The 14898-nt window shown below is 37.9% G+C and carries 10 protein-coding genes and 1 pseudogene; 4 read left to right on the top strand and 7 right to left on the bottom strand.

Annotated elements, in window-relative coordinates:
* Positions 1-333: 333 nt before the first annotated feature.
* The 5 genes from HFE01_RS12535 to HFE01_RS12515 form a co-directional block, all read right to left on the bottom strand.
* Positions 334-1461: a hypothetical protein gene (locus HFE01_RS12535; protein ID WP_167438676.1), complete on the bottom strand. Its 1128-nt coding sequence runs from the start codon at positions 1459-1461 to the stop codon at positions 334-336.
* A 19-nt stretch (positions 1462-1480) separates the two neighbouring features.
* Positions 1481-2449 carry a PD-(D/E)XK nuclease domain-containing protein gene (locus tag HFE01_RS12530; protein ID WP_167438675.1) on the bottom strand — a complete coding sequence of 323 codons (969 nt, stop codon included), beginning with the start codon at positions 2447-2449 and terminating at the stop codon, positions 1481-1483.
* Positions 2450-2451: 2 nt separating this feature from the next.
* Positions 2452-3120 carry a hypothetical protein gene (locus HFE01_RS12525; protein ID WP_167438674.1) on the bottom strand — a complete coding sequence of 223 codons (669 nt, stop codon included), beginning with the start codon at positions 3118-3120 and terminating at the stop codon, positions 2452-2454.
* Between the two features lie 314 nt (positions 3121-3434).
* On the bottom strand, positions 3435-4121 hold the full coding sequence (locus tag HFE01_RS12520; RefSeq protein ID WP_167438673.1) for a restriction endonuclease: 687 nt from the start codon (positions 4119-4121) through the stop codon (positions 3435-3437).
* A 524-nt stretch (positions 4122-4645) separates the two neighbouring features.
* On the bottom strand, positions 4646-5644 hold the full coding sequence (locus tag HFE01_RS12515; protein WP_243208183.1) for an ankyrin repeat domain-containing protein: 999 nt from the start codon (positions 5642-5644) through the stop codon (positions 4646-4648).
* Between the two features lie 889 nt (positions 5645-6533).
* On the opposite strand from HFE01_RS12515, the gene HFE01_RS12510 reads away from it, so the two are divergent.
* Positions 6534-7676 (top strand): hypothetical protein, encoded by a 1143-nt coding sequence (locus tag HFE01_RS12510; protein WP_167438671.1) that lies wholly within the window; start codon positions 6534-6536, stop codon positions 7674-7676.
* Positions 7677-7810: 134 nt separating this feature from the next.
* The gene (locus tag HFE01_RS12505) at positions 7811-8662 is read left to right on the top strand and encodes a copper amine oxidase N-terminal domain-containing protein (RefSeq protein ID WP_167438670.1); all 852 of its coding nucleotides are present in this window, start codon (positions 7811-7813) and stop codon (positions 8660-8662) included.
* Positions 8663-9438: 776 nt separating this feature from the next.
* Here HFE01_RS12505 and HFE01_RS12500 read toward each other — a convergent pair.
* Positions 9439-11679: a right-handed parallel beta-helix repeat-containing protein gene (locus HFE01_RS12500; RefSeq protein WP_167438669.1), complete on the bottom strand. Its 2241-nt coding sequence runs from the start codon at positions 11677-11679 to the stop codon at positions 9439-9441.
* A 200-nt stretch (positions 11680-11879) separates the two neighbouring features.
* Here HFE01_RS12500 and HFE01_RS12495 point away from each other — a divergent pair.
* Positions 11880-12131 (top strand): annotated as a pseudogene (locus HFE01_RS12495) (phenolic acid decarboxylase); the annotation flags it as partial.
* Positions 12132-12302: 171 nt separating this feature from the next.
* Here HFE01_RS12495 and HFE01_RS12490 read toward each other — a convergent pair.
* Positions 12303-12461 carry a hypothetical protein gene (locus tag HFE01_RS12490; RefSeq protein ID WP_193373338.1) on the bottom strand — a complete coding sequence of 53 codons (159 nt, stop codon included), beginning with the start codon at positions 12459-12461 and terminating at the stop codon, positions 12303-12305.
* 547 nt (positions 12462-13008) lie between these two features.
* Here HFE01_RS12490 and HFE01_RS12485 point away from each other — a divergent pair.
* On the top strand, positions 13009-14898 hold a 1890-nt coding region (locus tag HFE01_RS12485; protein ID WP_260403073.1), incomplete at its 3' end, for a contractile injection system protein, VgrG/Pvc8 family.

Raw genomic sequence — 14898 nt, 5'->3', positions numbered from 1 at the left:
GATAATATGGTTGTGAACATGGATAGCGCATGCATCTCTGCGATAAACAGAAACAAATATTCGTATTTGTTATAATAGATTACACGCTCGAATCTCAACATAATGAGGTGAAACTTTCAAAGGCAATAGGAGTAAGAACATTCCATAATGTTTTCTGAAACCACCAATCATCAATATACTTCCGTGCCGCTATAACAACATGAACGGCATGACAAAAAGACCCAACTTGTCCTCTGTAATAAATGCTTGCAATTGCCTTTTATCCAAAGTCCAATGTGCTCCCCAAAACCTTTGTATTACTTCCATTTTACTTAGTTCAAGAGTTTTCACAATTTAATTTACAGGCTCTGTATTCTCCTCAATAAATTTAACTTCTACTTTGCCAACAGAAAAAGAAACCCTGCGTCCCCTTAATAATTTCCGGTAAATTTGGTAAAGCACATTTTTAAACTCAAACAAAATAGCATCTTGAATTTTTGATTCAAATATAAGATTCTCTTCTAATATCTCACCACCAAATTCCTCAATAAAGAATCCTGAATTAACCAGCTTAGTTTCGCATTTTTCAGGTCTGCTTTTAAATTCAATAGCAACATCTATAAATTGGGCAGTTTCAATATTTTCAAATCTCATAGTCGCCATGGAAAAGTAGAATCCGTTGTCTAACGTACCCTTTACAAAACTATTTTCAATAAGATTCTTCCCATCTATAATTGCTGAGTTTATACCTCTAAGCTGATTTGCTGATATTGAACTTTCCTCCGAGTTAGCCCCATCATCATCACGTTTAACTTTCAGTTTTATTATTTCTTCAAATTTCCATGGTGAGTGGTCATGTTGAAAAAATTCATTAAATAACTGAATCCTTTTCTCACAAGACAACATTCTCAAACTTATTTCAGAAAAATCAAACTTTATGTCATTATTCTTTTGATGGATATAGTTAATTACTTGTGTAACTTTGCTATAATCATTGCTAGCTAAAGTATCAAAATCCAAACTACAAGTATCTTTTTGTTGGTTCACAGTTACTTCTACTCTTCTGTCAGTTCTATCTAACAAATCAATCATACTCGGTTTATATTCTGTATAATTTATAATAAATTTCCAATCTCCATTTTTAGCTTCTGATACAGTCACCATTGTATTTTCTTCATCATTATCTAGACGAACACCGTTAATTTCCAATAGTGCACTTTTAAGATCGTCTACTTGCTCTTTTGGCAATTCTATTCTTCCGGTTTTTTTGTAATTATGTTCCGTATCAATTTTTTCTTTAAGTTCTAGAAATCTCTTCCTTGAAAAATAATGATCTGCTCCAAGCTTAGCTACATCTTTTCTTTTTACTGCTTGTACAAGTATTCCTTGCTCTTGAAAAAAGCTTCTTGAGTCCTTACTATTCATAAATTGCTCAATTACCTTTCTCACATGTAATCTATTGGGGTATTTTTTTAGCTGCATTATATTTTTCCTCACTTAACTATTTATTGTATTCCTCAGGAACATTAGCAAGCCTTATCATGTAGTCAATAGTGATTTCTAAACCCGATCCTTGTGCAATTAAATCTTTTCTTTTGGATCTAATAAATTGTTCGATTTGTACTCTAAAAGTTGTATCATCATTATACAAATAAATCCTTAGTTCTTGAGCGTCCTCAAGTTGAAAAGGTTGTATACAAGAGTACATAAAATTTAATTCTTCTAAGGTAGGCTCAGCAAAGAAGAAGACGTGACTAATTTCACTGGTTAATGTGTTTCCTCTAAATATTTGTTTTTCCTTACTTTTAGCAAAAATATAACTTGAAAACAAATGAACTATATTAACATGATCTCTTCTTGAAGGTGAGCTTTTTCCCCCGCTATATGTATCGCTAGGATAAAAAAACTTAAACTCCGAAACGTTGGAATCTTTTCTTATATAAATAACTTTTTGAATCAACGAGCACCATCTTAAAATTTCATTATTTGAAGCTACATAGATGGTGACTGGGTTGTTCCTTTTAGAAGTAAGCTTCAATTGTTTTAAGTATTCTCTGTATTTATCCTCTTCGAAGCGTTCAGGTTCATTGCACCATATCATTAGAAGCCCTACTCTTACAATTGGGCAACCCAGTTGTTGCAAAGTTTCATTAGTACCTGCACATTCAATGGTCATTTGTAATTGCTTTACAAAGTCCTCAATTTCAGCTTTATTTATGCCATCCCATTTTCTGTGTTTAGATTCTACTATTAGTCCAACATCTTTTTTGCTATATGGATCGTAAAATGAAAAGACTAAATCAATTCCATGAGGATTGACTCTATCTCGTGTCTTTGTTTTATGTGCAGGTTTATTCACACAATCAATGTCAAAGTTCGAATCACCAACTTGAGTCCATCCCAAATTCTGTAGGATATTTTTAGATTGTGTAGTCCATCTATCACCTTGATATTGCTGTTCTTCTGACAAAATTATTCCCCCTCAAAAAAACTGAAAATTAATTCCCTTACATTATCTATATTAGTACTTTTTAATGAATCATAGATTAACTTTACCGAATTATTGATCAGATCAAAATTGAGTGTGTACCATCCTCCATTGTAATAAATCTCTATACTAGTTTTAGAGGGAGAGGTTGGTATCTTTTTAAGTGTTTGTTGTGCATCCAAATTTGTTTTGAATTCCAAAGTGAGTGCACTAAGAACTACGTTAAAAAATTCCACATTATAATATTCTATTTTTTTTATTTGATACTGTTTACTTGAGATTTTATTTAAAATCCCCTTCAACTCTACTCTGTACGAGTAAAAACTTATATGTGCTTCTTTTTCTAAGTACCTCTCTAAATTACTACATGCAGCTTTACTTCCATATATCACAGCATAATTTCCACTTTTCGAAAACATACAACTAGCTTTATATGCTTTACTTAATACCTCAGGAGTTTCTTCTTCTGAGCTATTATCGTAGAATAGTTCTATGGAACGTATTGTACGATAATAATCCATTGTTATATTTTCATCAGTAACTAGTAGATCAGTAATCCATTCACTTGAGTATTCTAATGGAGAGGTTTCAAGCAGATCATATAGGGCATTTACCCGAAAGTTATTAAATCTCCTATACAAAGCAGTAAACATAGACTACACTCCTTTTAATAATACAAGCATTTTATTTCATCAACCTGCCGTCTTCCAAAATGAACAAACAGAAAGAGAACAAATGTTCGTTATTATTATAACAAGGATTATATTCCCAATAAAGCTTAAAAATAATTAGTACATATATCTGATATTCCTATTTATTTTCCACTTCTTTAGCTTCAGCGCTTTTTTATAAAATAAAGGATACTAAAAGGGCATTCTTTTCTCTCAACATCAGAAATAACATTCTCCCAAAAAACACCATCAATATCTTGTTTATTGATATATTCGGATAACAAAGGTTCGCCCTCCTATATTACACGATTCTTTTTCCACCTTTTTAGCCTATCAGCAAGCGCAACCCCATTAATCAACTTAATGTTCAACCTCTCCGCCGCCTCTTTAGCAGCCCTTGTAAAATTACTCGTCGTCACAATCCAAGCATCATAACAACCGTGTACCTGCTTACCAGCCTTGAGCCGGAGTACTATATCATTCCCGACATCACGTTTCCAGCGTTTGCACTGAACTGCGATTTTATAACCCTCTTTACCTTTGAGAATCAAATCGACTTCATGATCACCTGATCCACCAACTCGCTGTACTGAATAACCTTGATCTGTATAATAAAGCTCCATTAATCGTTCAAAATCTGTTCCTGATAGTGTATCAACATTAGCTTGGAGAATCTGTGCATCAGTTAGTTTTTTACTCGTTATTTTCCCTTTTACCTTGCTTACCCCATTGTTCGTGCTAGCAGTTCTACTCCTACCAGTTTTTTTCGTACCAGCGACCTTACTTTTCTTTTTCTGTCGTTGCTTTCGTGTCCACATCGATCCAAATATTTCTCCAAGAATCACAGAGCCAAGTAAGATGCCAAAAAGGTACCCCCAATGTAGACCAGGTATTTTAAAACAAATAGTAAGTCCGACTATAACAAATAACCCTCTCAATACATAAGCAACTTGCCTGCCTTCTGCATAATAAGTTCTTGCCACTCACTTTCACCTCATTGGAATATCTCAGCTTATATCGAAGGACTATATACCCACGACCAAGGGAATAAAAAAATCCAAATCCCTACTAAATTCTGCATAAATATTCTTTATTTCTTACACTATAGCATATACATGGGGATATATGGAACAAAAAAAGCCCTTAGTTAATACTAAGGACCTAATTTAGAGTATATATAATTTTTGCTAAATTCCATTTTAATCCCGACTAATGAGGCTTGACAGAGCCTTCTGTAACCTTATTTATCTAATATGCTTCTCTATTTTTTCAAACCATACAGTTTCCCCACAACATCATCGCATATCCCTCAAACCATTCCGACCATGATGAAGGATTTTTCTCAACCACTCGATTATTATTCTCGTGCAACACTATTTTTTGAATTGATCTTCTTACAACCTCAAAGAAATTCTCTATATCCCCCTAATATCTCCGATAAATCCCATCATTTACTCATACTAGATCGGCTATTAAAGAAATTCCTTAAATCATATTTACAATTACATCATTCCATCATATTAAATATTGTTTTGTCTTCACGTGCCCGAGCCAATTCCAAAGGTGTTTTTCCATTATCATCTTTAGCCTGAATGTCGGCCCCATATCTTAATAGGATTTCAACTGCTGCTGCATTTCCCTTGCTGACAGCTCTATGCAAGGCCGATTGCTTATACTGGTTCCTACATTCAATATTAGCTCCATGATCCAACAGGAATTGAATACCCAAAACGTTATTACAATCCGCAAAATTATGTAAAGGGGGAAACGGTTTCTTTTCGCAATTCACATCACAGCCCATCTCTAAGATATCATTTAACAGAGCTTCATCTTTACAATGAAGAGCGATCCCGAATCCCTTCTTTTCTACCTCTTTTTGATAGATATCCGCATATTCCGTATGTATATAATTCACAATATCACTTGAATATCTAAATGCAATTTCAAGCGATGTTTCAGCCAACGCACGTTTTCCTACATTTGCCCCTTTTTCTGCTAAAAGTCTAAATGCCTCTAAATTATTGTGTTTACAGCAAAACTGCAAAGCTGTACCGCAATATTCCAGAACCTTTTCTAAATTAGATTTACTTGCGTTCGCAACGAGTTCCTTGATTCCTTCCATATCATTCATATAGCATGCAAACACTAGGGTTTTTTTTATTTTTTCGGCCTTTAATGATTTCCATAAGGTTACTTTACTTTCCTCTCCCTCCGGTTCCAAATCATATCTCTGGTAGATAATCAATTCGAAGACATCACTATCAAAAAGTTCTGGATTCATATCGTTGACAATACTATATTCGATTAAATTCCCAGCTTCCACTTTGATACAAAGAATCCCCTTTCCGATCATTATCTTCTCAATCTCATTTGTATATTTTTCAAAAAGAAAAACAGTTACATCACTAACATATGAGACTTCATTTTCAACAATCCTATAATACCCACTGGTAAACGAATTCTCAGTGCCTGATATTAAATAGATATAAGTTTTCCCTTTAATCACAGATTCATCGACAATCCTGTTAACCAATTTTTTTCACACTTATCATACATTCATGCCCCCATGATTATATCTTCTCTGTTTATGTTATATTAGCATGAATTTTCTTCGCCAGTAAAAAATCAAACTTATTGAGCCCATTCAATTGTGTGAACATGGAGTTTAGCCTTCTTGAAATTGAAGCCATTTAATGCCGTGCTTCCATCCTGCGAAGGTTGAGTCTGCGTTTATGTAATCCACAAAGATAAATATGTTACTAATTTATTATTACTTCACAGAAACACACAACACTCCGTGTGCCTTTTGGATAAAAATAATATGTTCCCACATTCAACCCTAAAGTTTTTTTAAATGCAGGGACATATTCAAATTGCTCTTAAACCCTCATGCATCAATGATTCTTATCTCGATATTACTACCACGGACTCCACATATACCGAGACGATGGAAAGCATATTCTTCCTCTTACCTCTGAAATTTCAATAAAGGAACCCTCTCTTGGACACCCTCACAATCAATTAATGGCAGGTTTAGGATCGCTCTTGAACTCGTCAACCGCACCCATATCTTAACTAGTGCTCTATTCTTCCGAGATTTAGTGGTAATTCCCGGTTTACCTAGCTATGTCAAGGATTTATTTCAGAAATTGAGTTGCAAAAGTTGAGTAACTTACACAAAAGATAAATATAGCTATAATATGTTTCTAATAGGATTCGAATCCCATTTATGCATGATTTCTCTATTGGCCAGTAGGGAAGATAGAAAACTGATTTAGTTCGATCAAAGGACATGATTACATAGAAAACAGCTTCTAGATTCCTCTTAATCAGCCTATATCATTTTTCTACACGTCATGCTATTGAACACATTCATGTTTTATAGGAGGAAAGTCATGAAAATGAATAAAGTTTTGATGGTAGGCTCATTGGCATCTGCTTTAATTTTGAGCTCTTTTTCTAGTGTATTTGCCCAACCAGAGGTTAATTCTACCGCATCCCATGCGGACATTTTTATCGATTCATCTGTTCAAGGGAAGGATCGAAATGTTCTCCTAAACTTTATGGTAGATTTGGAGCCAAACGCACGTGAAAATGTAGTCTATGAAGATGCTAATGGAAAGCTGTATGCGAACAAACCTGAGTTACTCGAAAAAGTATTTAAATACAAAAAAACTTCTGACAATATAATCGAAACCCCTGATGGCAAAGAAGGATATGCTTTACCGGTTGATAATTTACCAACCCAAATTGTTCTTCATAACGAACAATCTAAACAGGATGACAATAAAACTTCTGTTAGTAATAGTGTTTATAAAGATTCTTCTTGTGCGACCACTTCAAAATCACAAGGAGAAATTGGTACACAGGCTACACAACATCCATGCACAGGGAGTACAGGTCCCTATAGAAGGGTAACTTCTAATGCTAATTATTCATGGCAATCTCATTATGTCTACTTACCTGGAGGATCAGAGATTCGAGATAACAACAATAAAGCATCTTCCAGCTATAATGGTGATGCAGGCTATGTATATGTCGGAGGACAGGGTGCTAATGGTGGCGGTGTAGATGCTGGACTTATTCATAGTACATTGTATGATAATTGGGGAATGCTGATCAGCGTAGATAATGACCCTATAGGTTACTCACATCGGTTTAAGAGCAAACAAAATGTAAATATGAAGTTTTCTATACCTTCATCTAACAATATAGCTCTTACCGTTAGCGGAATTGATTATACTACCAACCAGAACACAACAATAACCATAGGACGCCAAGCACCAGGTTTCATTCCTGGAGGTGGGAATATATTAAAACGATTAACTACAATTGGCCAAAAGCCGCAAAATTTTCACAGTGGTTCTTATCTTCATAATGCCCACTGGTATAACAGTCTAATTGGAAATAGCTCAATGAATTACCATACTTGGTCTGCAGCCGATACCAATGCCAGTGGCACATGTTCATTTACAACTGATGTTGTAAGAGTAAATTATATAAATGCAGGTGAAGAAACTGATAATATAGATATTTAAAAGTTAATCCCTAAAAGAGAACGTATTAAGGAGAGTTTCCTTTGATGCGTTCTTTTTTCCTTTTTTTCGCAACTAATTGTAATTATTGGAGTAAAATATCTAGTGCAGTATAAATGAATGGAGGGCAATATTATATGAAGTTGTGTAAAAGTATTGTTTTATTTTCTTTGGCGGCCTTATTATTGTTTTCGTTAAGCATGGGGCACGTAGATGCGAAAGCGACTGTCATTAAGGCACCAGTGATTCTTAAAATCAACCAATATTACATCTTATACACATCACCTGACGCGCCATACATCGACAAACAACAGCGCTTTATGATTCCATTACGTGCAGTAAGCGAGTTGCTTGGAGCGACAGTAAATTACGATGTGCCTAAAAAAACAGCCACAATTTCTTGGGATCACAAGAATATAGAAGTTACAATTAACTCTAACAATGTAACGTATAATGGAAAAAACACGAAAATTGATACTGTACCTGTTCTTAAACAAAAACAAGTTTTTATTCCTGCCAAGGTACTACTTGACGGCTTAAACATTAAGGGCAGCTGGGAGGATCAATTGTTAACGATTAAAGATAATAAATTCAAAAAAAGTAAAGTGATTTCCTATTTAGAGGGCGGCTACGATCCAAATACAATCCCCTTAAGCACGGAAATAGATACCAATAAAATTCGCCCGCTATCTTATGAGCTAACCTTACCGGGAGCTGATAGCAGCTCAAAAATGGCAACATTATCTATAACCGCTCGAAATATATCTGGTAAGGATTTGAAATTAGGTAGCGAAGACCTTCGGCCCACTTTCATTACAGATATAAGCTACCAATACGATAAACAGGATAGAGATCGACCTGCAGTGCAAGCAGGGGCAACTTTTACGCGTACCTGGAACAAAATAGATCTTTCGTCTACAAGTTCTTCAAACAATTTTCAATCCAACCCTCTTAAATATATTGTAGCTATCGGGAATACTAAAGATTAAATCAGCGGATCTAGAAGACCCTAGACATGTTTAGAACTATAGGAACATCAATTTCCAATAACTTCTCAAGCAAGGCATGCTGATATATTAAAATAAACGATTTTAAATCTATATAAAGGATTATTTAAGCAAAAGCGCCCATACTTTACTGGGCGCTACTTGTAGCCCTCTTTGCCTTTGAGAATTATTTTGCGTAATAGAGAAGAACCTAAAGATTAAACATAATGATGAAATCAGTGAATCTCACAATATGAACAACACTACAGAACATGAGATAAGGAATATAATTCAGCTTTTATCGAATATAGCAAGATCATTGAATGAGAGAAAAGCTTTTTATGATGAAAAATCTCGAAATAAAAAACTACACTTTCTAAAAATATTTAGTATCTCGCAATAAGAGGGGCACGCCGCCCCTCTTTACTGTTTTCCCAGACATCTTCCAAGTTATTTGTCATTGTGCAATGCAGTAACAACCCTAAAGCGTTTTTTGAATGCAGGAACATATTCAAGTTGCTCTTAATCCCTTCTATCTCAATGCTTCTCATCTCGACATATTACGACCACGCACTCAACGTGCCTTGAGTGTACAAAAATGATGCCCTAAGGCCTGATCGCCCCTTGGCGGAAAATCTATCGTTTTTAGATCAGAGTCTTATGTCTTTCTTTTTTTTATTTTCTACTGAAAGTGTCCCTCCTGATCCATCTGTCCCAAGGCAGTCTTGGTTTTTCTAACTTTCTGACAATCCTGTCAAACATAAAACCAGTAAAATAATTTATTGCTCAACTACCCCAAAATCATCCACATAAACATATGCTGTACCAGGATTCTTGTAAGCATACACTGTTGCCCTGGTAGCGCCTGCTCCGGTTGTAAAAGGAATGTTTACCATTGTCCAGGATGTACTGTCAGATGTTGCGGATACATCCGTTCCTTCAAAGCCATTAACGCCAATCTGAATCCGCTCTCCTATGTCTGCTTTAACCCAGGCGGTACACATATAGCTGGTATTAGGAGTTAGCCCCGTAAGTATCTGCTCGATACCATCTTCTCCGGGTCCCAATCTAACACTCTTAGAGCCGCTTCTTGGTACCGATACACTTGCAGCAGTATCTGAATATGTTGCTGCCCATGGTGAGATTATCCCTTTCTCGAAATCAGATTGCCTTACGTTATTAACATAAAGTAAGCTGACACTCTCAAAAACCGGGTCCGGAGGTGAAGAAAAATCATGCCCGGCAGTCCAGTCAGTTCCACCGAACTCATATGCTCCAATATCCGGTGCCGAACCAACATAATCATTCGTGATTCCAGATATTACAACCCCTGCATTAATAGCTGGAGAAGTAGACTGCAACCTGAAATCATATGCTGTGGGATTCACAAATAACGGATTGGTTTCTGAGGTAATATTATTTCCCTCTATATGAGTACCAGGCAGTGTAAAGGCTGTAGTAAAGATATTGTTAAAAATTCTGTCGCCGTACATATCTGACTGAAAATTACTTCCCCAATATCCTACATTTCCGTTACTGTAGGTGGTATTGTTATAAATCAGGTTAAAATTACTGGGTGTATTCAATCTTATCCCTGTATAGTTTCCCCATACAACATTATGATGCACAATATAGCCCTTGCTACCGTTATCCAGATAGACACCAGTGCCGGAATAATTCTTTGCCAGATTATCATGGATGTAATTATGATGAATTACCGTCCCTTGCCCATCCCAGGCAAATTCATAGAGTATTCCGCAGTCTTTTGTCAGCTTTCCTGCATTGTACAGATTATTATATTGTATCTGGCTGTTTTGGGTAGGCATAAATATCAGATGACGCCCAGCGTTATATACCGTATTATGACTGATTAGATGGTTTGCCCCCAATAGATAGATTGCCGGAATATCCGCTGCCGAATAATTTGCTTCATGAATAAGATTATTAATTACCTTATTTCCTGTTCCCTCTATACTCACCAGATTACCGGAACTGTAGGTCAAAGTACTGTCTCTAAGCTCATTATTGGTACCGGACATAAATATCCCTGTACTGTATTGTCTGGTAACATCCGAATCATGACTGACATATTCCGCAATCATATTAGAAACTTTACAGTAATTAGAATTAGACATTTTAATGCTGGAGGCAAAGATATTAATTCCGGTAATATTTATGTAAGAGTGGGAACTTAAATCAAATGCATAAGTCCGCTTCTTTGCTTCTACTGTCAAAGTATTCGGATCAACTCCACCAGGTGCCCATAAATAAAGTCTGCCAGTAATGCTGTCATAATACCATTCTCCCGCACTGTCAAGATCTTTAAGATTACCAGTAATATAATAGCTGTTACCGCCTGTCGCTGCAGTATCTATTTGATCAAAGGTAATGGAGCCGTCACTTGAGCTGGTAATGGTACTTTTATAAGATTTGTAGCCTGTTCCCGGAACACTCCAAACCGTTTTGCCAACCCAGTATCCAGGTGCCTGAGTTAAGTCTCCATCCTTGATGGTTGTAGTGGAACCGGAATCAACTGTTGCATATGCTAAATTTAAGGGATCAAGTGTTGGTGAATTGGGCCATCTGGCTTCAAATTGCATTTGCTTATTAACAAATATCTGATTTTTTGTTCCAAGGGAACCCTTCATTTCCGCATAATAGATGGATCCGGAGTAATTTTTCCAGCCAGTAACCGGATCGGCACCGGATACCGTTACGTTCTCTCCTGTATAAGCCTCAAAGTTTATGGGTTTTGCAGAAGTTCCGGAAGTATGAAGTGTTACTGTTTCCCGATATGTACCACCTCGTATGATGCAGGTATCTCCGGCTGTCATGGTATCTGCTGCCTTTTGTATGGTTTTCCATGGATTTGATAGTGTACCGGTTCCAGTGATGTCATTCCCCGTTGTAGAAACATAATATACGGAATTTGCCTTTACAGTTTCCACACCCAGATTAAAAGTAAATACATAAATCATCATAATTACAACTAAAAATCTAAAGCCTGTTCTCTTATTCATAGCTTACCTCCTGGAATGAATTCTATTTTTAGATACGGCTTCTACGCCTGGGCTTAAGTTCACTGCTAGATATGTTCTAATATAGAAATTTGTGTATATATAAGCCCTTAATTATTTAATCGACTTATACCGACTTAAAGTTTATGATTCTTTCGGCGAAGCTTCTCCGATACTGAACCCATCCAGCCATTTCATTGACCATGCATGGTATTATTTTCTTTCCGAAATGGGTGCATGAGCATCCAGAGATTAAAGTACGCTATCAAAATGATTTCATCCCTCTGATGGAAGAATCGCGTGAAAAGTATGAGACTTATCCGAAGCATGTAGTTCCTGAATTCGCATATATTACTTTCATTGAAAATGCAGGTGTGAACAACGAGAAGTTGATTGCCCAGGCACCTTACGCGGGCATGACAGATGATATTCGTGCGGGTAAGTTGCAAGCATAGTCAATCAAGACGGATTGAACTGAAAAGCCTGAGCCTGTGTCCCATAACGTAAGACAAATTAAAACACCTACCAACCTGGTCATACCCTGTCTACTTGACAGGGGTATGACCAGATTGGTAGGTGCCCAGCATCTTTTTTAATGTTCTCTATAACCATCTAATCTCCATTGGCTATTCTTCTTTCTCTTTTTCATCATGAAGCATCATCTCTAATACAACATATACAAACTGTGCTCCGTCCTTCATGCCCTGCCAGTACAAAGCTTCATTCTCCAATGCTTGCTTGTAATGATGCTTATCCTCCCATTCCGAGAATTCAGGTCTGTTCACAATATCCATCTCAGAAAGTCTCTTCGGTTCCTCTGGGCAGGGCATTAGGATCAATATTTACGCTAATTCCCAGTCGGTCAACAACAGGTTCTCAATCGTACTTTTATCGCTTCCATTATTCCCCGCAAATACATACATCATTGGTATATGTTGACCTTCCCTGCATCTGTTTTATTAAAGTAATTGAACCACAGCAAGTTGATTGCACGTCACAGTAGGGAATAACCTTATTTTGTTCAACTCCAAATCCTTACGTTCAAAAATGGTATCCGATCTCGGCACTTGCATATTACCATATTCCTATATTAACTCATGTTACACTTCCCTCTCATCCTCCTACTTCCAAAAATAAACATAGTAAATCCCCCAACCAATGGGTCATTCTGTAAACTAAATCTTTCTTTTAACCGATAAATACATATGCTGGGTTGTTTATTAAATATCACCTCTCGTTTTTTAATACCAAACACCCCCCGTAATACATTACATAGATGACGTGCTTTACTTGGAAATACCCATCGCATCTAGAAAGGAGTCATGAACTCACTTGAGCGTATTATTAGATGGGATTGGATATGAAAGCCTACGCTTTTATGGTCCCTTTCAGCCCCTACACATCGAACAACTTCAAATAACACGTACAATTAACGATCATGCCTATTTATATATCAGTGGCATGCTCTCCGAAGAACAGGGAGCAGCTTGTATCAGTCATAATATAGAGCAAGAGCCGATTGCGATTCGTCAGTTGAATGATCAGGGACAATCGCTGAGAAGGCTGTTCCATGGGATTGTCACGCGTATGTCCGTACATTGTGTGCGAGGCGTATATACGTTTGAACTGGAGGCTGCTTCCCATTCATACCAGATGGATATTAAGCGTAAAAGGCGCTCCTATCAAGATATTCACCGCACCTATGATGGTCTGGTCACTGCGCTGGTTCGAAAATATCAGTATGGAGATGCCATTGATACGATAAGCAACCATGCCAAATTGGAGACATTTGTTTTACAATATGAGGAGACGGATTGGGCGTTTTTAAAACGTCTTGCTTCTCGCTTTGGTTCCGTCCTTGTGCCAGAGGTAACCGCAGCTTCGCCCAAGGTTTTCTTCGGTATGCCAGAAGGCAAGCAACATAAGGTAGAGCGGGACGTATTTTATCGTGTACGAAAAACGTTTCATGAGTTGGATGCGGAAAAGCCGGGAGAACGTGCTGGCTCGTATGTCACCTATATGATTGAAAGCCTGCAATACTATGCACTAGGCGACCTTATCACGTTACCTATTGGACAAGGCAAAGAACTGGTCGTGGTTCATGCAGTGACTACGCTAGCGGATGGCCTACTGCGCACCCGTTATGATCTTCAAACCGAACAAGATATCCGCTATGCCCGGTATGAAAACGATCAGGCTACTGGAATCTCGCTGACAGGAACGGTGCTCAAGGTACAGCAGGATTTTGTACAGCTGCAACTGGACATTGACCCGAAACAAGATCCTGCCAAAGCGTGCTGGTTTCCCATCGCCACCCGTTATGTCGCGGAAGAACATAGTGGCTGGTACGATATGCCTGAGATCGGGGAACAGGTGGAATTGTATCTGCCTACCCACCGCGAACAAGATGCCTATGTCACGGATTCAGTGCGACAACAACGCCACACCAATGGACAGCCAAATGTGAAGATATGGCAACATGTGCAAGGTAGCGCCGTCGAAATGTCTGAACATGAGCTGACTCTATCCACCTCTGGTGAATTTTCCATTACGCTGCATGAAAGTAGCGGAATTACCATCAACAGTCCTGGGAATGTGCAGATTCAGGGTGGTCACGTCAAGCTTGATGCTGGGCAGGAACTTTCACTAGAAGCTGGAACGGCACTGTATCTAAAAGGCGGAGCCAGCAGCATGGTACTGGACGGTGAGACGGATACCAAGGCTCCGGTGATTTATCAGGAAGGTACGGTGAAGGCACCTGTTTTCGTAGCTGACCTCCCTCCTGTTCCAGAACCGCCATTGATGAACATAAAGGCATATGAGGCGGCACAATCCGCAGCTAGGGATTCATCTAGCAACCAAGCCTCTACCCCTAAAGCAAAAGTCACCAGTCCAGCAGAGCATCAACAGGCAAATGCCTTGATGGGTACGGTGTCCAAGCTATTAGGCTCCATTCCAGTGATGGGAAAAGTGGTTGGCGTTGTTGCAGGAGCGCTAAGTGGACCTGCAGGAGGGGTGATTCTGAGAGCAACCGCAGCGATCCCTGTTCGGAGCAAAGGAACCCCTTCCGTTGGAGGTAGTAAGGGGAACGGCATTCATCCGTTGAAACACTTGGCTGGTCTAGCATTACAAGGGTTAATTACTCAGTATGAACATGAGCAAGCGAGACATGCCTACTATAGCAAATGGATTCTGGGGAAAGTGTATACAAGCGCACGTCAA

The organism is Paenibacillus sp. EKM10P (assembly GCF_011800655.1).
Lineage (GTDB): Bacteria > Bacillota > Bacilli > Paenibacillales > Paenibacillaceae > Paenibacillus > Paenibacillus polymyxa.
Note: the sequence above shows the minus strand (reverse complement) of the source record. Positions and strands in the feature narration are given on the sequence as shown.

What these genes read in the sequence shown, in the direction of transcription:
- HFE01_RS12535 (WP_167438676.1), bottom strand. Translation starts at nt 1,461, where the DNA reads ATGCAGCTAAAAAAATACCCCAATAGATTACATGTGAGAAAGGTAATT.
- HFE01_RS12525 (WP_167438674.1), bottom strand. Translation starts at nt 3,120, where the DNA reads ATGTTTACTGCTTTGTATAGGAGATTTAATAACTTTCGGGTAAATGCC.
- HFE01_RS12510 (WP_167438671.1), top strand. Translation starts at nt 6,534, where the DNA reads ATGAAAATGAATAAAGTTTTGATGGTAGGCTCATTGGCATCTGCTTTA.
- HFE01_RS12505 (WP_167438670.1), top strand. Translation starts at nt 7,811, where the DNA reads ATGAAGTTGTGTAAAAGTATTGTTTTATTTTCTTTGGCGGCCTTATTA.
- HFE01_RS12500 (WP_167438669.1), bottom strand. Translation starts at nt 11,679, where the DNA reads ATGAATAAGAGAACAGGCTTTAGATTTTTAGTTGTAATTATGATGATT.